This window comes from Streptomyces sp. NPDC047079, assembly GCF_040643755.1.
Classification (GTDB): domain Bacteria; phylum Actinomycetota; class Actinomycetes; order Streptomycetales; family Streptomycetaceae; genus Streptomyces.
Map to the genome: position 1 here is coordinate 243,561 of NZ_JBEYUZ010000001.1, position 24,084 is coordinate 267,644.

At 71.8% G+C, this 24,084-nt stretch carries 17 protein-coding genes and 1 pseudogene; 11 read left to right on the forward strand and 7 right to left on the reverse strand.

All coding sequences use genetic code 11. The annotated features are described in order from the left end of the window. Nucleotides 1-81: 81 nt before the first annotated feature. From ABZ823_RS01065 to ABZ823_RS01080, 4 genes are read right to left on the reverse strand one after another with little or no spacing between them, the layout of a single operon-like run. The gene (locus tag ABZ823_RS01065; protein WP_361652297.1) at nucleotides 82-1,242 is read right to left on the reverse strand and encodes an acyl-CoA dehydrogenase family protein; all 1,161 of its coding nucleotides are present in this window, start codon (nucleotides 1,240-1,242) and stop codon (nucleotides 82-84) included. Nucleotides 1,243-1,246: 4 nt separating this feature from the next. Then, the gene (locus ABZ823_RS01070) at nucleotides 1,247-2,185 is read right to left on the reverse strand and encodes a hydroxymethylglutaryl-CoA lyase (protein ID WP_361652299.1); all 939 of its coding nucleotides are present in this window, start codon (nucleotides 2,183-2,185) and stop codon (nucleotides 1,247-1,249) included. Next, entirely contained in the window at nucleotides 2,182-4,182 is a 2,001-nt protein-coding gene (locus tag ABZ823_RS01075; protein WP_361652301.1) for an acetyl/propionyl/methylcrotonyl-CoA carboxylase subunit alpha, read from the reverse strand. The genes ABZ823_RS01070 and ABZ823_RS01075 overlap by 4 nt, the downstream gene beginning before the upstream one ends. A gap of 8 nt (nucleotides 4,183-4,190) precedes the next feature. Continuing rightward, entirely contained in the window at nucleotides 4,191-5,807 is a 1,617-nt protein-coding gene (locus ABZ823_RS01080) for a carboxyl transferase domain-containing protein (RefSeq protein WP_361652303.1), read from the reverse strand. An 86-nt stretch (nucleotides 5,808-5,893) separates the two neighbouring features. Here ABZ823_RS01080 and ABZ823_RS01085 point away from each other — a divergent pair, with 86 nt between their 5' ends. The 3 genes from ABZ823_RS01085 (at nucleotide 5,894) to ABZ823_RS01095 (ending at nucleotide 8,681) form a co-directional block, all read left to right on the forward strand. After that, the gene (locus ABZ823_RS01085) at nucleotides 5,894-6,502 is read left to right on the forward strand and encodes a TetR/AcrR family transcriptional regulator (RefSeq protein WP_361652305.1); all 609 of its coding nucleotides are present in this window, start codon (nucleotides 5,894-5,896) and stop codon (nucleotides 6,500-6,502) included. 119 nt (nucleotides 6,503-6,621) lie between these two features. Continuing rightward, nucleotides 6,622-7,779 carry an acyl-CoA dehydrogenase family protein gene (locus ABZ823_RS01090; protein ID WP_361652308.1) on the forward strand — a complete coding sequence of 386 codons (1,158 nt, stop codon included), beginning with the start codon at nucleotides 6,622-6,624 and terminating at the stop codon, nucleotides 7,777-7,779. A 35-nt stretch (nucleotides 7,780-7,814) separates the two neighbouring features. Further along, nucleotides 7,815-8,681: an acyl-CoA thioesterase II gene (locus ABZ823_RS01095; RefSeq protein ID WP_361652310.1), complete on the forward strand. Its 867-nt coding sequence runs from the start codon at nucleotides 7,815-7,817 to the stop codon at nucleotides 8,679-8,681. 73 nt (nucleotides 8,682-8,754) lie between these two features. Here the strand turns inward: ABZ823_RS01095 and ABZ823_RS01100 are convergent, their stop codons facing one another. Together ABZ823_RS01100 and ABZ823_RS01105 are read right to left on the reverse strand one after the other, a co-directional pair. Beyond that, a complete protein-coding gene (locus tag ABZ823_RS01100; protein WP_361652312.1) occupies nucleotides 8,755-9,543 on the reverse strand; it encodes a phosphatase in 789 nt (262 codons plus the stop codon). 85 nt (nucleotides 9,544-9,628) lie between these two features. Beyond that, nucleotides 9,629-11,128 carry a PucR family transcriptional regulator ligand-binding domain-containing protein gene (locus tag ABZ823_RS01105; RefSeq protein WP_361652314.1) on the reverse strand — a complete coding sequence of 500 codons (1,500 nt, stop codon included), beginning with the start codon at nucleotides 11,126-11,128 and terminating at the stop codon, nucleotides 9,629-9,631. Nucleotides 11,129-11,333: 205 nt separating this feature from the next. Here ABZ823_RS01105 and ABZ823_RS01110 point away from each other — a divergent pair, with 205 nt between their 5' ends. From ABZ823_RS01110 to ABZ823_RS01145, 8 genes and pseudogenes are all read left to right on the forward strand, one after another. Beyond that, nucleotides 11,334-12,794: a sodium:solute symporter gene (locus ABZ823_RS01110; RefSeq protein ID WP_361652316.1), complete on the forward strand. Its 1,461-nt coding sequence runs from the start codon at nucleotides 11,334-11,336 to the stop codon at nucleotides 12,792-12,794. A gap of 106 nt (nucleotides 12,795-12,900) precedes the next feature. Then, a complete protein-coding gene (gene speB, locus ABZ823_RS01115; protein WP_361652318.1) occupies nucleotides 12,901-13,908 on the forward strand; it encodes an agmatinase in 1,008 nt (335 codons plus the stop codon). Beyond that, a complete protein-coding gene (locus tag ABZ823_RS01120; RefSeq protein WP_361652320.1) occupies nucleotides 13,905-15,590 on the forward strand; it encodes a thiamine pyrophosphate-binding protein in 1,686 nt (561 codons plus the stop codon). Before speB ends, ABZ823_RS01120 begins: the two co-directional genes overlap by 4 nt. Before the next feature lie 191 nt (nucleotides 15,591-15,781). Next, nucleotides 15,782-16,702, forward strand: coding sequence for a serine hydrolase (locus ABZ823_RS01125; RefSeq protein ID WP_361652322.1), 921 nt, complete (start codon nucleotides 15,782-15,784; stop codon nucleotides 16,700-16,702). Nucleotides 16,703-16,804: 102 nt separating this feature from the next. Continuing rightward, a pseudogene (locus ABZ823_RS01130) lies at nucleotides 16,805-17,314 on the forward strand (esterase-like activity of phytase family protein); the annotation flags it as partial. A gap of 267 nt (nucleotides 17,315-17,581) precedes the next feature. Further along, the gene (locus ABZ823_RS01135) at nucleotides 17,582-21,313 is read left to right on the forward strand and encodes an ABC transporter ATP-binding protein (protein ID WP_361652324.1); all 3,732 of its coding nucleotides are present in this window, start codon (nucleotides 17,582-17,584) and stop codon (nucleotides 21,311-21,313) included. Nucleotides 21,314-21,424: 111 nt separating this feature from the next. After that, nucleotides 21,425-21,811, forward strand: coding sequence for a hypothetical protein (locus ABZ823_RS01140; RefSeq protein WP_361652326.1), 387 nt, complete (start codon nucleotides 21,425-21,427; stop codon nucleotides 21,809-21,811). A gap of 122 nt (nucleotides 21,812-21,933) precedes the next feature. Next, complete coding sequence (locus ABZ823_RS01145) at nucleotides 21,934-23,355, forward strand: S28 family serine protease (RefSeq protein WP_361652328.1); 1,422 nt, start codon at nucleotides 21,934-21,936, stop codon at nucleotides 23,353-23,355. Nucleotides 23,356-23,378: 23 nt separating this feature from the next. On the opposite strand, the gene ABZ823_RS01150 is transcribed toward ABZ823_RS01145, so the two are convergent. Continuing rightward, the gene (locus ABZ823_RS01150; protein ID WP_361652330.1) at nucleotides 23,379-23,975 is read right to left on the reverse strand and encodes a hypothetical protein; all 597 of its coding nucleotides are present in this window, start codon (nucleotides 23,973-23,975) and stop codon (nucleotides 23,379-23,381) included. Nucleotides 23,976-24,084 lie beyond the last annotated feature (109 nt).

Below are 24,084 nucleotides of genomic sequence, written 5' to 3' on the forward strand. Positions count from 1 at the left end.
GTACGCCGTGAGTTCCTCGGCGATCGCGCGTCGTCGCGCAGCCCATGGTCCAAGCTGCTTCAGGCTGCCGCTCCGGGCCGCTCAGCCCGCGAGCCCCAGCTCCCTGGCGATCAGCATGCGCTGGACCTCGCTCGTGCCCTCGCCGATTTCCAGGATCTTGGAGTCACGCCACATGCGGGCCACCGGGTACTCGTTCATGAAGCCGTAGCCACCGTGGATCTGGGTGGCCTCGCGGGCGTTGTCGACGGCGACCGTGGACGTGTAGAGCTTCGCCAGGGCCGCCTCCTTTTTGAAGGGTTCGCCGGAGACCAGGCGGGACGCGGCGTCGCGCCAGGCCAGGCGGGCCGTGTGAGCCTTCATCTCCATGTCGGCGATCTTGAACTGGATCGCCTGGTACGCGCCGATCGAGCGGCCGAACGCATGGCGCTCCTTCGCGTACTTCACCGACTCGTCCACACAGCCCTGCGCCAGGCCCGTCGCCAGCGCCGAGATCGCGATCCGGCCCTCGTCCAGGATGCGCAGGAACTGGGCGTAGCCGCGGCCCTCCTCGCCCAGCAGGTTCGCGGCCGGGACGCGCACGTCCGCGAAGGACAGCTCACGGGTGTCGGAGGCGTTCCAGCCCACCTTCGAGTAGGGGGCCGCCACCGTGAAGCCGGGCGTGCCGGACGGGACGATGATCGAGGAGATCTCCGGCCGGCCGTCCTGCGTACGGCCCGTCACCGCCGTGACCGTGACCAGGCCGGTGATGTCCGTGCCCGAGTTGGTGATGAAGCACTTGGTGCCGTTGATCACCCACTCGTCGGTCTCCGTGTCCAACCGGGCCGTCGTACGGGTGGCGCCCGCATCCGAGCCGCCGTCCGGCTCCGTCAGGCCGAAGGCGCCCAGGAGTTCGCCGGAGCACAGCCGCGGGAGCCACTCCCGCTTCTGGTCCTCCGTGCCGAAACGGTAGACCGGCATGGCGCCCAGGGAGACGCCCGCCTCCAGGGTGATGGCCACCGAGGAGTCCACCCGGGCGAGTTCCTCCAGGGCGATCCCCAGAGCCAGGTAGTCGCCGCCCATGCCGCCGTACTCCTCCGGGAACGGCAGCCCGAACAGGCCCATACGGCCCATCTCGCGGACGATCTCGTACGGGAACTCGTGGCGCTCGTAGAAGTCGCCGATCTTGGGCGCCACGACGTCGTGAGCGAACTCCTCGACCGTGCGCCGGAGTTCCTCCAGTTCGGGGGAGAGGTGGTGGTCCATGGGTTCACTCCTTGTGGGAGAGGGCTCGGACGGTGCGGGACGGGCTGGGCCGGTCCAGGTGGGCGGCCATCCACACGCTCGTGGCGGTGAGCCGGCCGAGGTCGATCCCGGTGTCGATACCGAGGCCGTGAAGCATCCACACCAGGTCCTCGGTGGCGAGGTTTCCGGTGGCGGACTTGGCGTACGGGCAGCCGCCGAGGCCGCCCGCGGCGGCGTCGACCGTCGTCACGCCGTGCTGGAGCGCCGCCAGGGTGTTGGCGAGGGCCTGGCCGTAGGTGTCGTGGAAGTGCACGCCGATGGCGCTGGTCGGCACGCCTTCCTCGTTCAGCTCGGACAGCAGGTCCAGGACGTGGCCCGGCGTCGCCACGCCGATCGTGTCGCCCAGGCTCAGCTCGTCGCAGCCCATGTCCATCAGCGCCTTGCTGACACGGACGACCTGGTGGATGGGGACCGCGCCCTCCCAGGGGTCGCCGAAGCACATGGACAGATAGCCGCGGACGTGCACCTTCCGGTCCCTCGCGCGCCGGACCACCGGCTCGAACATCTCCAGGGCCTCGTCCACCGTGCGGTTGAGGTTGGCCTTGGCGAAGGACTCGGTGGCGCTGGCGAAGACGGCGATCCGGCGGGCGCCCAGCGCGAGGGCCCGGTCCAGGCCGCGTTCGTTCGGCACGAGGACCGGGAGCGCCACCGGCAGGTCGCTCACAAGCTCGAACAGCTGCTCGGCGTCGGCGAGTTGGGGCACCCACTTGGGGTGGACGAAGCTGGTGGCCTCGATGGTGGTCAGGCCCGCGTCGGCCAGCCGGCGGATGAACTCCGCCTTCACCTCCGTGGGGACCGTGCGCTGCTCGTTCTGGAGGCCGTCGCGCGCGCCGACCTCGTGGATCCTGACCCTCGGGGGGAGGTCCTCGGACGGTACGACCATGGGCAGTTGCCGAGCGGTCATTTCCCCGCCTCCGTGTCCTCGCGGACGTCCTCGTGGATGTCCGGGCGGTGCTCGCGGTCCTCGGGCTCGTCGCGCTCGTCCTCGTGCGGTGCGATCACGGCCAGCACCTGGTCCATGGCGACCGTCGTGCCGGGGGCGACATCCAGCTCGGCGACGGTCCCGGCGTGCGGGGCGGAGATGACGTGCTCCATCTTCATCGCCTCGACCACCAGCAGACTCTGCCCGGCCGTCACCTCGTCCCCGACGGCCACCTTCACCACCGTGACCGTGCCGGGCATGGGCGCGGTCAGCGACTCGGTGCCGGAGTGCGCCGCCCTCGTGAGCGACGCGGCGACCGGGTCGTGGTCGCGTACGTGCCAGGCGTCCCCGTCGCGGCCCAGCCAGTCGCCCGCCCGGTGGAAGGTGTGGCGTACGCCGTCCAGGACGACGGACACCGAGTCCTGGGTGACGGTGTGGGTGCCCCGCGGGGCGTACTCCACGGGGTCGGACACCCGCAGGGGGAACGCCACCGGCCGGGCCTCGCCGCCGAGCCGCCAGCCGTTCGGCACGGAGAACGGGTCGGTCCAGCCCTCGCCGCGCGGCTTCAGCGCCTCCAGACGTACGGCCGCCGCGGCCTCGTAGACCTCGGGTGGCACCTCCGCCGCGACGAGCGTGTCCACCACCCGCTCCACCAGACCGGTGTCCAGTTCGCCCGCCACGACCGCCGGATGGGCCAGCAGACGGCGCAGGAACCCTGCGTTGGTCTGCACGCCGAGGGTGACGGTTCCCGCCAGGGCCGCCCGCAGCTTGCGCAGCGCGGTCGCGCGGTCGGGGCCGTAGGCGATGACCTTCGACAGCATCGGGTCGTACAGGCTGCCGACCTCGGTGCCCTCGGTCAGACCCGAGTCGGTGCGCACCCCCTCCCCCTGCGGCTCGCGCAGCGCCAGCACGGTGCCGCCGGACGGGAGGAAGCCGCGGGCCGGGTCCTCGGCGCAGACACGGGCCTCGACGGCGTGCCCGGTGAGCGTGATGTCCTTCTGCCCGAAGGACAGCGGCTCTCCCGCCGCCACCCGCAGCTGCCACTCCACCAGGTCCAGGCCCGTGACCAGTTCGGTGACCGGGTGCTCCACCTGGAGGCGGGTGTTCATCTCCATGAAGTAGTACGAGGAGGGATCACCGCCCGGCACGATGAACTCCACCGTGCCCGCACCCTCGTACCCGCAGGAGCGGGCCGCCTGAACCGCCGCCTCGCCCATCGCGGTGCGCGTGGCCTCGTCGAGGAGCACGCTGGGGGCCTCCTCGATGATCTTCTGATGGCGGCGCTGGAGGGAGCACTCGCGCTCGCCCAGGTGCACCACGTTCCCTTGGCCGTCGGCCAGGACCTGGATCTCGATGTGGCGGGGACGGTCGACCCAGCGCTCCACCAGGAGCGTGTCGTCGCCGAAGGAGGCACGGGCCTCGCGGCGGGCGGCGGCGATCTCGTCCGCCAGCACGGCCGGATCCCGGACGAGCCTCATGCCCTTGCCGCCGCCGCCCGCGCTCGGCTTCAGCAGCACCGGCACGCCGATCTCATGGGCCGCCGCGGCCAGCTCCTCGTCCGTGAGGCCGCTCCCGCTCGACCCGGGCACGACCGGCACCCCGGCCGTCCGCACCGTCTCCTTGGCGCGGATCTTGTCGCCCATGAGGGAGATCGCCTGCGCGGGAGGGCCGATGAAGACCAGGCCCGCCTCCGCGCACGCGCGCGCGAACCCGGCGTTCTCCGCGAGGAAGCCGTACCCGGGGTGCACCGCCTGGGCCCCGGTCCGGGCGGCGGCCTCCAGCAGCCGCTCCACCGAGAGATAGCTCTCCGCCGCGGGCGCCGGACCGATCCGGACCGCCGTGTCGGCCTCCCGGACGTGGCGGGCGTCGGCGTCCGCGTCGGAGAAGACGGCCACCGAGCGCACGCCCATCGACCGCAGCGTGCGGACGACGCGCACGGCGATCTCGCCCCGGTTGGCCACGAGCACTGTGTCGAACATGGTCCCCCTCACATCCTGAAGACGCCGAACTGGGGTTCACCCAGAGGCGCGTTGGCGCATGCCGTCAGGGCCAGTCCCAGCACCTGCCGGGTCTCCAGCGGGTCGATCACACCGTCGTCCCACAGGCGGGCCGTCGCGTAGTACGCGTTCCCCTGGCGCTCGTACTGGGCGCGGATCGGGGCCTTGAAGGCGTCTTCCTCCTCCGCGGGCCAGGTCTCCCCGCGCGCCTCGAACTGGTCGCGCTTGACGGTCGCGAGGACCGACGCGGCCTGCTCGCCGCCCATCACCGAGATCTTGGCGTTCGGCCACATCCACAGGAAGCGCGGCGAATAGGCCCGCCCGCACATCGAGTAGTTGCCCGCGCCGAACGAGCCGCCGACGACGACCGTGAGCTTCGGCACGCGGGTGCAGGCGACCGCCGTGACCATCTTGGCGCCGTGCTTGGCGATGCCGCCCGCCTCGTAGTCCCGCCCGACCATGAAGCCGGAGATGTTCTGGAGGAACACCAGCGGGATGCCGCGCTGGTCGCACAGCTCGATGAAGTGGGCGCCCTTCTGGGCGGACTCGGAGAACAGGATGCCGTTGTTGGCGACGATCCCGACCGGGTGGCCGTGGATGCGCGCGAAGCCGGTGACGAGGGTCTGCCCGAACTCCGCCTTGAACTCGGCGAAGCGGGAGGCGTCCACCACGCGCGCGATGACCTCGCGTACGTCGTATGGCGTGCGGGAGTCGACCGGGACCGCGCCGTACAGCCCGGAGGGATCGAGCTTCGGCTCGACGGACGGGACGACCTCCCAGGGCAGCTCCCGGCGCGCGGGGAGCGTGGAGACGATGGTCCGCACGATCCGCAGCGCGTGCGCGTCGTCCTCCGCCAGGTGGTCCGTCACACCGGACACCCGCGAGTGGACCTCCCCGCCGCCCAGCTCCTCGGCGCTCACCACCTCGCCGGTGGCCGCCTTCACCAGGGGCGGGCCGCCGAGGAAGATCGTGCCCTGGTTGCGCACGATCACGGCCTCGTCGCTCATCGCCGGGACATAGGCCCCGCCGGCCGTGCAGGACCCGAGCACGGCGGCGATCTGGGGGATCCCCGCGCCCGACATCCGGGCCTGGTTGTAGAAGATCCGTCCGAAGTGCTCCCGGTCGGGGAACACCTCGTCCTGCATGGGCAGGAAGGCGCCTCCGGAGTCGACCAGGTACACACAGGGGAGGCGGTTCTCGAGCGCCACCTCCTGGGCGCGCAGGTGCTTCTTCACCGTCATCGGGTAGTACGTGCCGCCCTTGACCGTGGCGTCGTTGGCGACGATCACGCACTCGCGGCCGCTGATGCGCCCGATCCCCGCGATCACCCCGGCGGCCGGGGCCTGCCCGTCGTACATCCCGTCGGCCGCGAGGGGCGCCAGCTCGAGGAAGGGCGACCCCGCGTCCAGCAGGGTGTCCACGCGGTCGCGCGGCAGCAGCTTGCCGCGCGCCGTGTGACGCGCGCGAGCCTTCTCGCCGCCGCCCAGCCGGGCCGCGGCCAGCTTGGCGCGCAGCTCCTCGCCCAGGGCGCGGTGCGCCTCCTCGTTGGCCCGCCAGGCCTCCGACGCGGGGTCAGCCGCGCTCGTCAGCTCCGGTGCCTCCTGCATCCTGCGGTCCCCTCACCTTGTTAATGAGCGTTAACGCATTTCCTTCAGGTTAACGACCGCTAACCTCCCTGTCTAGAATTGTTTTCATGGCCACGAGAACCGACGCCCCCACCCGTCGCGAGCAGATCCTGAAGGAGGCCGCGCGGCTGTTCGCCGAGCGCGGCTTCCATGGCGTCGGCGTCGACGAGATAGGAGCCGCGGTCGGCATCAGCGGGCCCGGTCTGTACCGGCACTTCGCGGGCAAGGACGCGATGCTCGCCGAGCTGCTCGTGGGCATCAGCGGGCAGCTGCTGACCGGGGCCAGACGGCGGGTCGCCGAGGCCGGAGGGGACTCCGCGGACCGCGACTGCGGGGCGGTCCTCGACTCGCTGATCGAGGGGCACATCGACTTCGCGCTCGACGACCGTCCCCTGATCACCCTGCACGACCGGGAGCTGGACCGCCTCCGCGACAGCGACCGCAAGCTGGTGCGGCAGCTGCAGCGGCAGTACGTGGAACTGTGGGTGGAGATCGTCCGCGAGGTCTACCCCGGCCTGGCCGAGCCGGCCGCCCGCTCGGCGGTGCACTCGGTGTTCGGCCTGCTCAACTCGACACCGCACCTGGGACGCCCGGGAGCGCTCCCGGGCCGCGGCGTGACGGCGCAGCTGCTGCACCGGATGGCGAGGGGCGCGTTCGAGGCGGCCGGGACGGACTGAGCCGGCTGCTCCGCAAGCGTGACGAGCGTTACGCGTTGGTTGCTCTGGACGACGGTTCGTACCCGCCGGTACGGTGAAGTCTGAGCAAGCGCTTAGACAGACCAGGTGGAGGTGGCGCGGTGCGCCGTACGGTGTTCAACGAGGATCACGAGGCTTTCCGGGAGACCCTGCGTGCCTTCATCGAGGCCGAGGTCGTCCCCGTGTACGACGAGTGGTTCGCCGCCGGGCAGGCGCCGCGCGAGTTCTACTACAAGCTCGCCGAGCTGGGCCTGTTCGGCATCAACGTGCCCGAGGAGTACGGCGGCGCCGGCCTGGAGACGCACAAGTTCGAGGCGATCCAGTACGAGGAGACCGCCCGTGCGGGCGTGAACTTCGGCGGCTCCGGTGTGCACGTGCTGCTCGCCCTGCCGTACATCAAGATGCTCGCCACCGACGAGCAGAAGAAGCGTTTCCTGCCGAAGTTCGTCTCCGGCGAGGAGATGTGGGCCATCGCGATGACCGAGCCGGGCACCGGCTCCGACCTCGCGGGCATGAAGACCACCGCCAAGCTCTCCGAGGACGGCACGCACTTCGTCCTGAACGGCGCCAAGACCTTCATCACCGGCGGTGTGCACGCCGACAAGGTCATCGTCTGCGCCCGCACCTCGGCGCCCACGGCCGAGGACCGCCGCTTCGGCATATCGCTGTTCGCCGTCGACACCAAGTCCGAGGGCTACTCGGTCGGCCGCAAGCTCGACAAGCTCGGCCTGAAGACCTCCGACACCGCCGAGCTGGCCTTCGTCGACGTGAAGGTGCCCCTCGAGGACCTGCTCGGCGAGGAGAACAAGGGCTTCTACTATCTCGGCGCCAACCTGCCCTCCGAGCGCTGGGGCATCGCCTACGGCGCCTACGCGCAGGCCAAGGCCGCCGTCCGGTTCGCCAAGCAGTACGTGCAGGAGCGCACCGTCTTCGGCAAGCCGGTCGCCCACTTCCAGAACACCAAGTTCGAGCTGGCCGCCTGCCAGGCCGAGGTGGACGCGGCGGAGGCCGTCGCCGACCGCGCGCTCGAAGCCCTCGACGCGGGCGAGCTCACCCCCGCCGAGGCCGCGAGCGCCAAGCTGTTCTGCACCGAGGTCGCCCACCGCGTGATCGACCGATGCCTCCAGCTGCACGGCGGCTACGGCTACATGAACGAGTACCCGATCGCCCGCCTGTACGCCGACAACCGCGTCAACCGCATCTACGGCGGCACCAGCGAGATCATGAAGTCGATCATCGCCAAGGACATGGGCCTGTAAGCCGCGCGCAACGACCGGTGGATACAACTGACCCCATGAGTCAGGCACTACAGGATCTCCTCGATCTGCTCGACCTGGAGCAGATCGAGGAGGACATCTACCGCGGCCGGTCCCGGTCCGCCGTCGTCCCCCGCGTCTTCGGCGGACAGGTCGCGGCCCAGGCACTGGTCGCCGCCGGGCGCACGGTCTCCGGGGACCGCCTCGCCCACTCCCTCCACGCGTACTTCCTGCGCATGGGGGACCCGGGCGCACCCATCGTCTACAACGTCGACCGCCTCCGCGACGGCCGCTCCTTCACCACCCGGCGGGTCGTCGCCGTGCAGCACGGCAAGCCGATCTTCGGGCTGTCCGCGTCGTTCCAGACGCACGAGGAGGGCCTCGACCACCAGGCCCCGATGCCGCCCGCGCCCGACCCGGTCACCCTGCCCACCTCCGAGGAACGGCTGCGCTCCTACGACCACCTGGACCCCCAGGTGGTGGAGCGGTTCCTGGAGGCCCGCGAGGCGATCGACCTGCGCTACGTCGACGAGCCGCCGTACGGGAGGTTCGGCGAGCCCCGCGAGCCGCACTCCCAGGTCTGGTTCCGCACCAACGGCAAGCTCGCGGACGACCCCCTGCTGCACGTGGTCCTCGCGACGTACGTCTCCGACATGACGCTCCTCGACTCGGTGCTGCTCGCGCACGGGCGCGGCGGCTGGGCCGTCGGCGACGTCGTCGGGGCCTCCCTCGACCACGCCATGTGGTTCCACCGCCCGTTCAGGGCCGACGAGTGGCTGCTCTACGACCAGGAGTCCCCTTCCGCGTACGGCGGCCGGGGCCTCGGCCAGGCCCGCATCTACACGCAGGACGGCCGTCTGGCGATCTCGGTGATCCAGGAGGGCGTGCTCCGCGTTCCGTGGTGACGGCTCCGCGGAGAACGGGCCCGGTGCGCGCCCGGGCCCGTGGGGCGCCTCCGGCACGCCGTGATCGGACCGGTCAGGCCAGCCCCGCCGCGTTCAGCAGGTAGGCCGTCAGCGGGTCGTAGTGGCGCGGGCTTGTGACGTGGTCGTCGAGGGGGACCGTGACCTGGACGGTGCCCTCGGCCTCCGCCAGGAAGAGGGCCGGGTCGTTGCAGTCGGCGTAACCGACGGAGTCGAGGCCCAGTTGACCCGCGCAGCCCGCCCAGCCATGGTCGGCGACCACCAGGTCGGGCAGCGGGCGGCCCTCGGCCTGAAGGCCCTCCAGGACCGCGCGCATCGGCTCGCCGGAGTGCGTGTGCCAGAGGGTGGCGCCGTGCTCCAGCACGGCCACGTCGGCGAACTGCATGACGTATCCCTCGTCCGTCTGGAGCCCGTCCGGTATGACGACGATCTCGCAGCCGGCGGCGCGCAGGGCGGCAGCGGTGGCGCGGTGGACGTCGAGAAGCCCCCCGGGGTGACCGGTGGCCAGCAGCACGCGCTGCCGGCTGTCGGCGGCCTTGCGCAGGCGGGCCGCCAGGCGCTCCAGGGCGTCGACGGTCAGCTCCGGGTCGATGGTGTCCTGGCCGTAGCGGTACTCGGGGTCGTCGTGCACACCGCAGCGCTCCGCCATCACCGCGAGCACGTCCTGCTCGTCGTTCCAGCGGTCGCCCAGTTCCAGGCCGAGCCAGTAGGAGCGGTCGCCGTTCGAGAGCTTGCGGTAGTGGGAGAGGTTGTTCTCACGGGGCGTGGCGACGTCGCCCGCGATACGGGTCCGTACGAGGTGGTCGACGAGCTCGGCGCGGCTGGGGATCCCGGGTATCGGCATGGCACCCATTCTGCCGGGGCGCCCCGCCGGGCCGGCCGCTGTTCCGCCCCCTGGGACGCGTGTCACTCGGCGCGGGGGAGTCTTCTCAGCCCTGCCTCATCTGCTGCAACGCGAACCACAGTTCCATCCGTACGTCCGGGTCGTCCAGGTCGGCCTCCAGCAGCGCCGTACAGCGGGTGATGCGCTGCCGCACGGTGTTGCGGTGGACCGACAGGGCGACCGCCGTGCGGTCCCAGCTGCCGTGCAGGGAGAGCCAGGTGCGCAGGGTCTCGACCAGCGCGGGCGTCCCGGCGATCGGCGCGAGCAGGGCGCGGGCGTGCTGCTCGGCCTGCTGGGCGGGGACCAGGTCGGCCAGGCCCGTGCGCGCGCCGTGGCGCACCAGCGGAGCACGGGTCGCGCGGGCGCGGGCCAGGGCACGGGCCGCCTGCGCGTCGGCGGCGGGCCACTCGCCCGGGCCCCCGGGAGCGCTCACGCCCAGGATCCAGCCGGGCTGCGAAGTCGGTTCGCGGTCGGCCGGGACCAGGACCCGTACGACCCCGTCCCCGAGGTCGACCAGCGGGGATCCGAGCGCGGCGCCGAGCGCGGAGGCGGCCAGGGCGTCCGGTGGGGGGCCGTCCCCGGCGGGCCGGGCCTGCACCACCGTCCACCGCTCCCCGCCGAGCAGCGGAGCGATCTGCGCCACCGGCGCCCCGAGCAGCAGCCGGACCAGCGCCGACGAACGCGCCGCCCCGCTGCCGCTGTGGTGTTCCCCGGTGAGGAGGGAGAGAAGGACCGCCGCGACCGAGGCGATGGTGTGGTCCCCGGGGTCGCGCCGCGGGGAGGCCACCCCCAGCGCGAAGCCCTGTCCGGAGCCGAGGGAGTAGGCGGCGAGATGCGTACCGGCGACGGTGTCCGCGGCGGAGGAGGGGGTGGACCCGGCCGCGGCTCCCGGCCGCACCACCTCCGTCAGCTCCGCGAGCGCCCGTGCGACCGGTTCGGCGGCGCGCCCCGCCCCGGCCAGTTCCACGCCGTCCGGTCCGTACAGGACCGCCCGACCGCCCACCCGCTGGGCGAGCTGCCGCAGCACCGAGGGCACCGGGTCGGGGCGGGCCGCCGCCGCGGCCAGGCTCTGCTGAGCCTCCGTGACACGGCGCAGCTCCGCGAGGCGGGCCTGGGCCATCAGCTGCCACACCGCCCGGGCCACACCCGAGAAGGTGGTCTGCGGCGGCACCTCGAGCAGCGGCAGTCCGTAGTGGTCGCAGGCCGCGACCAGTGCCCGCGGCACCGTGTCGTGGACCGGGGCCAGGCCGAAACCGAGCGCCGCGCCGCCCGCCGCCACGATCCGGGAGACGTAGTCGTCGAAGTACGTCCCCGAGCCGGCCGCCTCGGGGATGTGGACGCCCGCCGTGAGCAGCAGCTCACCGCCCAGCAGGTACGGGTAGGGGTCGGCCATCTCCGAGGTGTGCGCCCAGTGGATCACGATGCCGGGGTCCGTCGGCCCGGCGATCTGCCGCAGGGCCAGGTCCTCCCGGGCGAGCAGGGACGACAGCGGTACCGGTGGCGTGGGCGGTACCGCCGGAGCGGCCGGGTACGACGGGTCCGGCATGGTGGACGGTTCCTCCATCGCACTCGGGTTTGATGGATGAAACGTACACTTCGCAGTCTCTTTCCGGCCACTTAATGTCTCTCCAGACCGGCAGCCGCGGGTACGGGCGGATGTCCCCGCGATCCGCTGCCGACGTCCCTGTCCCCAGGACTCCCCAGGTAACTGCACGACACGCCACCGGGATGTATGCGAAGGAGGGCCCCACATGGCCGTCGACTACACAGTGATCGTCGTCTATCTGGCCGGCATGCTGGCCATGGGCTGGTGGGGCATGCGCCGCGCCAAGTCCAAGAGCGAGTTCCTGGTGGCGGGCCGCCGCCTCGGACCCGCCATGTATTCCGGCACCATGGCCGCGATCGTCCTCGGCGGCGCGTCCACCATCGGCGGCGTCGGCCTCGGCTACCAGTACGGCCTCTCCGGCGCCTGGATGGTGTTCACCATCGGCCTCGGCCTGCTCGCGCTGTCCGTCTTCTTCTCCGCGCGCATCGCCCGCCTGAAGGTCTACACCGTCTCCGAGATGCTCGACCTGCGGTACGGCGGCCGGGCCGGCGTGATCTCGGGCCTGGTCATGTGGGCGTACACCCTCATGCTCGCGGTCACCTCGACGATCGCCTACGCCACCATCTTCGACGTCCTCTTCGACATGAACCGGACCGTCGCGATCATCCTGGGCGGCTCCATCGTCGTCGCCTACTCGACGCTCGGCGGCATGTGGTCGATCACGCTCACCGACATGGTGCAGTTCGTGGTGAAGACCATCGGCGTCCTGCTTCTGCTGCTGCCCATCGCGGTCGTCCGGGCGGGCGGCTTCAGCGAGATGAAGGCCAAGCTGCCGACCACGTACTTCGACCCGCTGGGCATCGGCGGCGAGACGATCTTCACCTACGTCCTCATCTACACGTTCGGCATGCTCATCGGGCAGGACATCTGGCAGCGCGTGTTCACCGCCCGCAGCGACACGACGGCCAAGTGGGGCGGCACGGTCGCCGGCACCTACTGTCTGGCGTACGCGCTCGCCGGCGCCGTAATCGGCACCGCCGCCAAGGTGCTTTTCCCGAAGCTGAGCAGCCCGGACGACGCGTTCGCGACCATCGTCAAGCAGGAACTGCCCGTCGGAGTACGGGGGTTGGTCCTGGCCGCCGCCCTCGCCGCGGTGATGTCGACCTCTTCCGGCGCCCTCATCGCGTGTGCGACCGTCGCCAACAACGACATCTGGTCGCGGCTGCGCGGTGTCGTGCGCCGGGACGAGGGCGCGCACGACGAGGTCAAGGGCAACCGCGCCTTCATCCTGATCATGGGGGTCGGCGTGATCGGTACGGCCATCGCGCTGAACAACGTGGTCGAGGCGCTGACCGTCGCCTACAACCTGCTCGTCGGCGGACTGCTGGTCCCGATCCTGGGCGGACTGCTGTGGAAGCGCGGCACCGTGCAGGGCGCGCTCGCCTCCGTCGCCGTCGGCGGCCTCGCCGTCATCGCCCTGATGGCGTCCTACGGCATTCTCGCCAACGAGCCCGTCTACTACGGGCTGCTGGCCTCGCTGGCGGCGTATGTCGTGGTGTCGCTGGCGACGAAGCCGACCGAGGAGGCCGTACTGGCCGCCTGGCGCGAGCGGCTCGCGGGCCGCGGCGTGCCGGCCGCGGACGAGCCCGCGGCGGTGGGGGCCTAGGCCCCGATGCTTCGGTCCGGTCGCCGCAGGGCGGCCGGACCGTGCGGGTCCCGCCCGGGGGTCCGCGACACTGGAAGAAACACGCATGACCCGGAGGAGTCCGACGATGAGCAGCACCGAGAACCCCGCAGCAGGCGCCGGCCGACCCCGCGGACCCGTCGACTCGTCCCGCATCCCGCGGTATGCGGGCCCCGCGACCTTCGCCCGGCTGCCCCGCCTCGACGAGGTCGGCACCGCGGACGTCGCGGTGGTGGGTGTGCCCTTCGACTCGGGCGTCTCCTACCGTCCCGGCGCCCGCTTCGGCGGCAACGCCATCCGTGAGGCGTCCCGCCTGCTGCGCCCGTACAACCCGGCGCAGGACGCCTCCCCCTTCGCCCTCGCGCAGGTCGCGGACGGCGGCGACATCGCCGTGAACCCGTTCAACATCAACGAGGCCGTGGAGATGGTCGAGGCCGCCGCCGACGAACTCCTCGGCACGGGCGCCCGCCTGATGACCCTCGGCGGCGACCACACCATCGCGCTCCCGCTGCTGCGCTCGGTCGCCAAGAAGCACGGCCCCGTGGCGCTGCTGCACTTCGACGCGCACCTCGACACCTGGGACACCTACTTCGGCGCCGAGTACACCCACGGCACCCCGTTCCGCCGCGCCGTCGAGGAAGGCATCCTCGACACCTCCGCGCTCTCCCACGTCGGCACCCGAGGCCCGCTGTACGGCAAGCAGGACCTCACCGACGACGAGAAGATGGGCTTCGGCATCGTGACCTCCGCCGACATCTACCGGCGCGGCGCGGACGAGGTCGCCGACCAGCTGCGCCAGCGCATCGGCGACCGCCCGCTGTACATCTCCATCGACATCGACTGCCTCGACCCGGCGCACGCCCCCGGCACCGGTACCCCGGAGGCCGGCGGCATGACCTCGCGCGAGCTCCTGGAGATCCTGCGCGGCCTCGCCTCCTGCAACCTCGTCTCCGCGGACGTCGTCGAGGTGGCGCCCGCCTACGACCACGCGGAGATCACATCGGTGGCCGCCTCCCACACCGCCTACGAGCTGACGACCATCATGACCCGCCAGATCGCGGCCGCCCGCGCGGGTGAGGAGACCGAGACCAAGTGACCCACGACCACGACCTGGTCCTCCGCCCGACCCAGGCACAGTGCGAGGCCGCGCTGAACCCTCCCCTCGGCCGCAACGGCGGAGACCTGGTCGTGGAGACGCTGGCCGGGCTCGGCGCCACCACCGTCTTCGGCCTGCCCGGCCAGCACGCGCTCGGCATGTTCGACGCGCTGAGCCGCTCCGCTCTGCGGTACGTCGGCCTGCGGGTGGAGAACAACGCGGGCTTCGCCGCGGACGCGTACGGGCGGATCACGGGAGAGGCCGCCCCGCTCCTCGTCTCCACCGGCCCGGGCGCGCTGACCTCCCTGGCCGCACTCCAGGAGGCGGCGGCGGCGTCGGCCCCGGTCCTGGCCATCAGCAGCCAGATCCCGACCGCCGGTCTGGGCGGCGGCCGCCACGGCTATCTGCACGAACTCCCCGACCAGGCGGCTTCGTTCCGGGGCGTGGTCAAGTCGGTCCACACGGTCCGCACGCAGTCGCAGATCCCGTCGGCGATCGCCGCTGCCTGGAAATCCGCGCTGACGGTTCCGCACGGGCCGGTGTGGGTGGAGATCCCCCAGGACGTGCTTCTCGCGGAGACGAGCCTGCCCGTGGTGACCGCGGTGGACGCGACGCCGGAGGACCTGGCGCCGCGCCCCGAACTGACCGCGGTCGCGGCCGACCTGCTGACGAAGGCGTCCCGCCCGGCGATCATCGCGGGCGGGGGAGTGGTCCGGGCGGACGCCGCGGGCAAGCTCCGCAGGCTGGCCGAGAAACTGAACGCCCCCGTCGTCACCACCTTCGGCGGCAAGGGCGCCTTCCCCTGGGAGCACCCACTCTCCCTCCAGTCCTGGCTGGAGGACCGCCACACGACGGACTTCCTGGAGGACGCGGACGTCCTGCTGGTGGTCGGCTCGGGCCTTGGTGAACTGTCCTCGAACTACCACACGTTCAAGCCCCGCGGCCGGGTCATCCAGATCGAGGCGGACCTGGGGAAGCTGGAGTCCAACCACCCCGCCCTGGGCATCCACGCGGACGCGCGCCTGGCGCTCCAGGCGCTGCTGGAGACGGTGCCCGCACGGGAGGACGGGACGGCTCCGAAGCGCGTGAGGGAGCTGCTCGCACGGGTCGCCGACCGGATCGCGTCCCAGGAACTGGACCTGGAGCAGCGGGTGCTGGCGTCGGTGCGCCGCGCTCTGCCCGCCGACGCGCCGTCCTTCTGGGACATGACGATCCTGGCTTACTGGGCGTGGTCGGCGTTCGACCCGCAGGGCACGAACACGATGCACTCGGCGCAGGGCGCGGGCGGCCTCGGTTACGGCTTCCCGGCGGCGCTGGGCGCGGCCGCGGCGGACGCGACGCGCCCGGTCCTGGCGGTCTCGGGTGACGGCGGCGCGCTGTACTCGATCGCCGAGCTGGCGACGGCACGTCAGTACGGCCTGAACGTGACGTGGCTGATCGTCGACGACGGCGGCTACGGCATCCTGCGCGAGTACATGACGGACGCCTTCGGCCGGCCCACGGCGACGGAACTGACCCGCCCCGACTACGTGGCCCTGGCGAAGTCGTTCGGCGTCCCGGGCGTGCGTACGACTCCCGAGACCCTTGAGGAGGACCTGGCGAAGGCCCTCGCCGAGCCGGGCCCTTCGGTGGTCGTCCTGCCGGCGGTGCTGCGCATGTTCGCCCCGACGCACCTGGGCTGAGCGGCCGGGCGCCGCGTGGCGGCCCCCTGAGCCTTCCCGGGCACAGGGGGCCGAGGTCCGGCGCAAGAGGTGACGCGGCACGGACCCTCCCCGCCCGAGTCGAACCCGTACAACCTTTCGCCCCTCGCCGCGCGTCATGAGGTGCGAGTGCGCCGGGGCGCACTCTTCTCGTCGAGGGGATAGGACCTTTCATGACTCACCGGATGTCCCGGCGTGCCCGTGTGCTCTGTGCGAGCCTCGGCGCCGGGATTCTCATACCGTTCGCGGCGGCCGCGACGCCCGCCGCCGCGGCGGCGCCGACGGTCAGCTGCACATCGGGCAAGACGGGCCTCGCGGCCAAGCTTCAGAAGGACATCACCGCGGCCCTCGCGGGCCGCAGGGGAACCGTCGCGGTCGGCCTCTACGACCGTTCCACGAACACCACCTGCTCGCTGCGCGCCACCAGCGCCTACGACTCGGCCAGCGTCGTCAAGGTCACCGTGCTCGCCACGCTGCTCTGGGACGCCAAGAAGCACAACCGCTATCTGACCGACCGTGAGAACACCCTCGCCACGGCGATGATCACAAAGTCGGACAACAACGCGACCAGCACTCTGTGGAGGCAGCTGGGTCTGACGAAGATCAAGGGCTTCCTCACGGCCGCCGGCATGACCCAGACCAAGCCGGGCGCGAACGGCTACTGGGGCCTGACCCAGATCACCGTGCAGGACGAGCAGAAGCTGCTCAAGCTCATCACCGCCAAGAACTCCGTGCTGAGCGACAACTCCCGCGCCTACATCCTGAAGCTCATGGGGAAGGTCGTCTCCTCGCAGCGCTGGGGCACTCCCGCGGGCGCACCCTCGGGTGTCTCCGTGCACGTCAAGAACGGCTGGTTGCAGCGCGCCACGCACGGCTGGCGCGTGCACAGCGTCGGCACCTTCAACGGGGCCGGGCACGACTACATGATCACCGTGCTGACGCAGGACAACAGCACCATGGACTACGGCGTCACCACGATTCAGAACGTGGCCAGGGCCATCCACAGGGACCTGGTGCCGACGGCCTCCACGACCAGTGCGTACGTGCCCACGAGCACGCCCAAGGAGGCGTTCCCGGCGGCCCCGGCGAACTGAGGCCCCGCGGCCGGGCGGTGAGCCGACACGGCCCAAGTCCCGGTGATCCACGGGGAGACCACTCCGGGGCCATCCGCCTCGTCCTACCGTGACGGCACGCGCCTGAGAACCCTTCTCGTCACCGTCACCGTCACCGTCACCGCCACGCCGGCGGCGGCCACCTCACCGGCCGCTGCCGGCGCGCCCGCCACCCCGCACGCGTGCTCCTCCGCAGTGGACATCCGGGGCTTCTCGGACGCCCTCGACAAGACGACGTACGAGGGCACGTTCGTCGGCAATCCCTCCGCGCTCTCCGTTGACCGCGACGGCGCAGTCGCCGCGCTGTCCGACCGCTCCTCGCTGTTCACCCTGGACCGCAGGACCCTCGCGCCCACGAGCGTGGTGAACCTGACCGACGAGAAGGGCGCCGCGCTCGACTCCGAGGGGCTGGTCGTCGACCTCCCCCACTCTCGGCTCCGCTCGAGCGGGGGGACCCCCATCGGCACCCGGCTCGTCTCCTCCGAGACCGAACCGTCGGTGCGCCGCTACTCCAGCGACGGAAAGATCCTGGACCGCCCCCCGGTGCCGGCCCCGCCGGCGGTCGCCCCGGCCGGCCGGGGCGCCTCCAACCAGAGGACGGAACCGCGCGATGTTCCGCTCCAGCAGCCCGGTGGAGGCGCTCACCCCGACCCCGCCCGTGCGGTCCACGGTGTACGACGCCTTTACTCACTCGGCCGGGTCATCACCTTCAGCGCAGAAACGTCACTGAGCGTCAACGGCCTAGGACCGTGGTCGCGGGCGCCCCGGGACCTTTGACCCGGGATTGTTGCGGAGGGATGAAATCCGCCTCGGTCCGCGTTGCTGCCTTGCGGACGAACAGGGCGACAGGAAGGGGGCGGCGTGGTGGCGCACGAGGGGGACACACGCGGCTGGGCACGGAGGCTCGCAGGGTACGCGTGGCGCTACCCGAAGGACGTCGTCCTCGCGCTCGGGTCCTCTCTCGGCGGCATGGCCGTCATGGCGGTCGTCCCGCTGATCACCAAGGTGATCATCGACGACGTCGTCGGGAACCACAGCCGGTCCATGGGCCCCTGGGCCGCCGGCCTCGTCGGCGCGGCCGTCCTCGTCTACGTCTTCACCTACATCCGCCGCTACTACGGCGGCCGGCTCGCCCTCGACGTCCAGCACGACCTGCGCACGGACATGTACGGGACGATCACCCGGCTCGACGGGCGGCGCCAGGACGAGCTGTCCACCGGCCAGGTCGTCGGCCGCGCCACCAGCGACCTGCAGCTGATACAGGGCCTGCTGTTCATGCTCCCGATGACGATCGGGAACGTCCTGCTCTTCGTGATCTCCCTGATCATCATGGCGTGGCTGTCGCTGCCGCTGACCCTGGTAGCGCTGGCCGTCGCGCCCGCCCTGTGGTTCATCGCCAAGCGCAGCCGCACCCGGCTGCACCCGGCCACCTGGTACGCCCAGGCGCAGGCCGCCGCCGTGGCGGGTGTGGTCGACGGCGCCGTCAGCGGCGTCCGCGTGGTGAAGGGCTTCGGGCAGGAGGAGCAGGAGACCGGCAAGCTCCGGGAGGGCGGGCGCCGCCTGTACGCGGGCCGGCTGCGGACCATCCGGCTGAACGCCAGATACACGCCCGCCCTCCAGGCCGTGCCCGCCCTCGGCCAGGTCGCCATGCTCGCGCTCGGCGGCTGGCTCGCGGTGCGCGGGCACATCACCCTCGGCACGTTCGTCGCCTTCTCCGCCTACCTCGCCCAGCTCGTCGGCCCGGTGCGCATGCTCGCCGTGGTGCTCACCGTCGGCCAGCAGGCCCGCGCGGGCGCCGAACGCGTCCTGGAACTGATCGACACCGAGCCGTCGCTGACGGACGGCACCAAGGAACTGCCCGCCGACGCCCCCGCGACCGTCGAGTTCGACGACGTCTCCTTCGCCTACCGGGACGGCCGGCCGGTCCTCGACGGCCTCTCCTTCGCGATACGCTCCGGCGAGACCCTCGCCGTCGTCGGCTCCTCCGGCTCCGGCAAGTCGACGGTCTCGCTGCTGCTGCCCCGCTTCTACGACGTCACCCACGGTGCCGTCCTCGTCGGCGGCCACGATGTGCGGGAGCTGACCCTCGGGTCGCTGCGCGCCGCGATCGGACTTGTTCCCGAGGACTCGTTCCTCTTCTCGGACACGGTCCGCAACAACATCGCCTACGGCCGCCCCGACGCCACCGACGAGCAGATCGAGCGGGCCGCCCGCGCCGCGCAGGCCGACCGCTTCATAGCCGAGCTACCCGACGGATACGCCACCAAGGTCGGCGAGCACGGTCTGACCCTCTCCGGCGGCCAGCGCCAGCGCGTCGCGCTGGCGCGGGCGATCCTCACCGATCCCCGGCTGCTGGTCCTCGACGACGCGACCTCGGCGGTGGACGCCCGCGTCGAGCACGAGATCCACGAGGCGCTGAAGCAGGTCATGGAGGGCCGCACGACGCTGCTGATCGCCCACCGGCGCTCCACCCTCAACCTCGCCGACCGCATCGCCGTCCTCGACGGCGGCCGGCTCTCCGACATCGGCACGCACGAGGAGCTCCAGGAGCGGTCCGCCCTCTACCGGCGGCTGCTGACCGACCCCGACGAACTGGGCGGGGTCTCGCCCGGCCACCCGCTGCCCGCGCCGCCGCAGGAGGACACCACCGTCCGGGAGGAGCTGGACGCCGAGTTCGACGCGGAGCGGGGCGTCACCCCGCATCTGTGGACCGGCGACCGCGAACCAAGGGATCACGCGCTGACCGGCACCCCGGCGACCCCCGAACTCCTCGCGCAGGTCGAGCAGCTGCCCCCGGCCACCGACATCCCCGGCATCGACGAGGCACGCGCGGTCCGGCCCGAGGAGTCGTACGGCCTGACCCGGCTGCTCCGTGGTTTCGGCCTGCCGCTCCTCGTCAGCCTCGGCCTCGTCGCGGTCGACGCGGGCATGGGCCTGCTGCTGCCGGTCCTGATCCGCCACGGCATCGACCAGGGTGTGTCCCGGATGGCCCTCGGCGCGGTCTGGGCCGCGTCCCTGCTGGCCCTGCTCGCCGTCCTCGTCCAGTGGGCGGCGCAGGTCGCCGAGACACGCATGACCGGGCGGACCGGCGAGCGCGTGCTGTACGCCCTCCGGCTGAAGATCTTCGCGCAGCTCCAGCGGCTCGGCCTCGACTACTACGAGCGGGAACTGACCGGCCGGATCATGACCCGGATGACGACCGACGTCGACGCGCTGTCGACGTTCCTCCAGACGGGGCTCGTCACCGCCTTCGTCTCCGTGGTCACCTTCTTCGGGATCATGGTCGCCCTGCTCGTGATCGACGTTCAGCTCGCGCTCGTGGTGTTCGCCACCCTGCCGCCGCTGATCGTGGCGACCTTCTTCTTCCGCCGGGCCAGCGTGAAGGCGTACGAACTCGCCCGCGAGCGGGTGTCGGCGGTCAACGCGGACCTCCAGGAGTCGGTGTCCGGGCTGCGGATCCTCCAGGCGTTCCGGCGCGAGCGGGACGGCGGACGGCGGTTCACCGAGGGCAGCGACAGCTACCGCCGGGCGCGCATCCGCGGCCAGTGGCTGATCTCCGTGTACTTCCCCTTCGTGCAGCTCCTGTCGTCGGCGGCCTCCGCGGCCGTGCTGATCGTGGGCGCGCACCGGGTGGACGCCGGGACGCTGACGACGGGTGCGCTGGTCGCGTACCTGCTGTACATCGACCTGTTCTTCGCTCCGGTGCAGCAGCTCTCCCAGGTCTTCGACGGCTACCAGCAGGCCACGGTGTCGCTCGGCCGTATCCAGGAACTGCTTCAGGAGCCGACCGCCACCAGGGCCGCCGACGAGCCGCTGGAAGTGCTGTCCCTGCGCGGCGACGTCACCTTCGAGGGCGTCGGCTTCGCCTACGGCGACGACGAGGAGGCCCTCGGCGGCATCGACCTGACGATCCCCGCCGGACAGACCGTCGCGTTCGTCGGCGAGACGGGAGCCGGCAAGTCGACGCTGGTGAAGCTCGTCGCCCGGTTCTACGACCCCACGCGCGGCCGGGTCCTGGTCGACGGCACCGATCTGCGCTCCCTCGACCTGACCTCGTACCGGCACCGGCTCGGCGTCGTCCCGCAGGAGGCGTATCTCTTCGCGGGCACCGTCCGGGACGCCATCGCCTACGGGCGCCCGGACGCGACCGACGCCGAGGTGGAGGCGGCGGCCCGGGCGGTGGGCGCGCACGACATGATCGCCACCCTGGAGGGCGGCTATCTGCACCAGGTCGCCGAGCGCGGCCGCAATCTGTCCGCCGGGCAACGGCAGCTGATCGCCCTGGCCCGCGCGGAACTGGTCGACCCCGACATTCTGCTCCTAGACGAGGCCACGGCCGCGCTGGACCTGGCCACCGAGGCCCAGGTCAACCAGGCGACGGACCGTCTGACCGGCCGCCGCACGACGCTCGTGGTCGCCCACCGGCTGACGACGGCCGCCCGCGCCGACCGGGTGGTGGTCATGGACCGAGGCCGGGTCGCGGAGGACGGCACGCACGAGGAGCTGCTGCGACGCGACGGCCGGTACGCACGGCTGTGGCGGACGTTCATCGGCATGCCGGAGCCCGAGGAGCGGGTCGGGTCGACGGCGTGACCGGTCGGCGCCCCCGTTCCCCGGGGTGCGCGCACCCCGGGCGATGCAACCATCCGACGTACGTCCTGCGTCCGTACACCAGTACGGTGATGGTCGCGGGAGGGACGAGAAGTGGACAGTGGTGCGATCCGTCGGCGCCTGGCGCTCGGCCTGGCCGTGCTGACGGCTTCCGGCCTGCTCGCGGTGGCGAGCCCGGGGCACGCGGAGGCGGCCGACTTCTGTTCCGGACGGAAGGTGCGCACGCTCTCCTTCTCCACCGGCTCGGTGCGGGTCTACAAGCGCGACGGCTTCGTGTGCGCGGTGACCATGGCGAAGAACACCTCCGGCCGGAAGCCCATGTCGGTCAGCGTGCAGGCGCGCGGCAGCCGCCCCGTGACCGACCACGGGCGCTTCACGCACCACGCCGGGCCGGTGGTCGTGCACGTCGGCCACCGCTGTGTATGGATCCGCGGAGCGGTGGGTTCGGGCTCGGTCAGCTCCGGCTGGATCATGTGCTGACGGCCGCCCTCAAAGCCGGGGGATCTTCTTCGCCATTTCACAGGTTTCCCCAACCTCCCCTGGTGCTGCCGGAATTGCTCCGCTAGGTTCCGGCGGACATCCGCGTACACAGGGGAGGGTGCATGCGCAAGGCGCTCAGATGGCTGCTGGCGCTCGCGGTGCTGATCGGCACGCTGAGCACGGCCGGGGCGGCCACCGCCACCGCGGCGGACACGGACATCAAGGACCGGCTGCTCGCCGTACCCGGCATGAGCCTGATCCAGGAGAAGCCGTACGCCGGGTACCGCTTCTTCGTCCTGAACTACACCCAGCCGGTCGACCACCGGCACCCGTCCAAGGGCACGTTCCAGCAGCGGATCACCGTGCTGCACAAGGACGTCTCACGGCCGACGGTCTTCTACACCGGCGGCTACAACGTCTCCACCACCCCGGGCCGCCGTGAGCCCACGCAGATCGTGGACGGCAACCAGGTCTCCATGGAGTACCGCTTCTTCACCCCGTCCCGCCCCGCCCCGGCCGACTGGTCGAAGCTGGACATCTGGCAGGCGGCCAGCGACCAGCACCGCATCTACGAGGCGCTCAAGCAGGTCTACGGCCAGCGGTGGATCGCGACGGGCGGATCCAAGGGCGGCATGACGGCGACGTACTACGAGCGCTTCTACCCGCACGACATGGACGGCGTCGTCGCGTACGTGGCCCCCAACGACGTCGTGAACCACGAGGATTCGGCCTACGACCGCTTCTTCGCGGCGGTCGGCACCAAGGAGTGCCGGGACCGGCTCCAGGCGGTGCAGCGCGAGGCGCTGGTGCGCCGGGAGCCGCTGAAGCGGAAGTACGAGCAGTACGCGGCCGACAACGGCTACACGTTCACGACGATCGGCGGCCTGGACCGGGCCTACGAGGCGGTCGTCCTGGACTATGTGTGGGGCTTTTGGCAGTACAGCCTGCTGTCCGACTGCGACACCGTCCCGGCGGACGCGGCGCACGCCACCGACCAGGAGATCTGGGCCTCGGTGGACACCATCTCGGGCTTCTCGGCGTACACGGACCAGGGACTGGAGACCTACACGCCGTACTACTACCAGGCGGGTACGCAGCTCGGGGCGCCCACGATCCACTTTCCGTACATCGAGAAGAAGCTGATCCGCTACGGCTACCAGCCGCCCCGGAACTTCGTGCCCCGCTCGATCCCGATGCGGTTCCAGCCGGGGGCGATGCGGGACGTGGACACCTGGGTGCGCCACCACGCACGGCACATGCTGTTCGTGTACGGCCAGAACGACCCGTGGGGCGCGGAGCGCTTCCGTCTCGGCGCGGGCGCGAAGGACTCCTACGTCTTCACGGCTCCCGGCCTGAACCACGGCGCGAACGTCGCCGGTCTGGTCGCCGACCAGAAGACCCTGGCCACGGCCCGCATCCTGGACTGGGCGGGGGTGGCGTCGGCGACGGTCCGCACCGACCCGTCGGCGGCGCGGCCGCTGGCGAGGTACGACGCGCGGCTGGACCGCCGGGACGCGGAGCGGGAACCGGCACTCAGGCCGTGACGCTCCGGCTGTGCCCGGCCGGTTCACACCGTCCGGGCACAGCCCACCGGTCGCTCGCCGCCCAACTGCACGTACAGCGCGGTCGACGACGGGCACTGCGAGCGCCGCGTCACCGCCGAGGTCACCTTGTACTCGGGCGCGTGCCCGCCCTTGCCGTCGCAGGCCGTCTCGCGGACCTCACCCTTGCCCGCGCCGTAGACGCAGTCCCCGACGACCGTGCGCGGTCCGCCCCCGCCGCCGGGGTCGCCCGGGTGCGGCGGCTCCAGGTTCCGCATGCACGCGTACCCGGGGGCCGCCGTCCCGGACGCGCCGATGTGCAGGACGAAGTCCGTGGTCGCAGGGCAGGCGGGACCCTTCGACGGATCGCCGTCGAAGCGGGCGATCACCCGGGCCGCCGCCCGTTCGCTGGTGCACGGCACCTCGGTGGAGCTCGTCGTCCCGAAGGAACTGCACTCGTCGACCGCGAGGAACTCGGCCCCGAACCCGGACGGCCCAGGTGCCGTGGATCCCCCGCCTGCCCGGTCCCGCGCCGCCCCCGACGACGTCTGGCACCCACCGAGCCCGGTCACCGCCAGCGCGGCCATGAGCAGCGCACCCAGCCACGCTCGTGTCCCTCGCATCGCCCATCCCCCCGTCCACCCCCGTCCAGCGTGAACCGCGGCCACGGCCCACGCCAGACATTCGGGGTGCTTTGCGGCATTCGGGGGTCGCGCGCCCGGTCCTCGCCGT

Coding starts and splice junctions, on each gene's coding strand:
- ABZ823_RS01065 (WP_361652297.1), bottom strand. CDS start 1,242: ATGGACCACCACCTCTCCCCCGAACTGGAGGAACTCCGGCGCACGGTC.
- ABZ823_RS01070 (WP_361652299.1), bottom strand. CDS start 2,185: ATGACCGCTCGGCAACTGCCCATGGTCGTACCGTCCGAGGACCTCCCC.
- ABZ823_RS01075 (WP_361652301.1), bottom strand. CDS start 4,182: ATGTTCGACACAGTGCTCGTGGCCAACCGGGGCGAGATCGCCGTGCGC.
- ABZ823_RS01080 (WP_361652303.1), bottom strand. CDS start 5,807: ATGCAGGAGGCACCGGAGCTGACGAGCGCGGCTGACCCCGCGTCGGAG.
- ABZ823_RS01085 (WP_361652305.1), top strand. CDS start 5,894: ATGGCCACGAGAACCGACGCCCCCACCCGTCGCGAGCAGATCCTGAAG.
- ABZ823_RS01095 (WP_361652310.1), top strand. CDS start 7,815: ATGAGTCAGGCACTACAGGATCTCCTCGATCTGCTCGACCTGGAGCAG.
- ABZ823_RS01100 (WP_361652312.1), bottom strand. CDS start 9,543: ATGCCGATACCCGGGATCCCCAGCCGCGCCGAGCTCGTCGACCACCTC.
- ABZ823_RS01105 (WP_361652314.1), bottom strand. CDS start 11,128: ATGCCGGACCCGTCGTACCCGGCCGCTCCGGCGGTACCGCCCACGCCA.
- ABZ823_RS01110 (WP_361652316.1), top strand. CDS start 11,334: ATGGCCGTCGACTACACAGTGATCGTCGTCTATCTGGCCGGCATGCTG.
- speB (WP_361652318.1), top strand. CDS start 12,901: ATGAGCAGCACCGAGAACCCCGCAGCAGGCGCCGGCCGACCCCGCGGA.
- ABZ823_RS01125 (WP_361652322.1), top strand. CDS start 15,782: ATGACTCACCGGATGTCCCGGCGTGCCCGTGTGCTCTGTGCGAGCCTC.
- ABZ823_RS01145 (WP_361652328.1), top strand. CDS start 21,934: ATGCGCAAGGCGCTCAGATGGCTGCTGGCGCTCGCGGTGCTGATCGGC.
- ABZ823_RS01150 (WP_361652330.1), bottom strand. CDS start 23,975: ATGCGAGGGACACGAGCGTGGCTGGGTGCGCTGCTCATGGCCGCGCTG.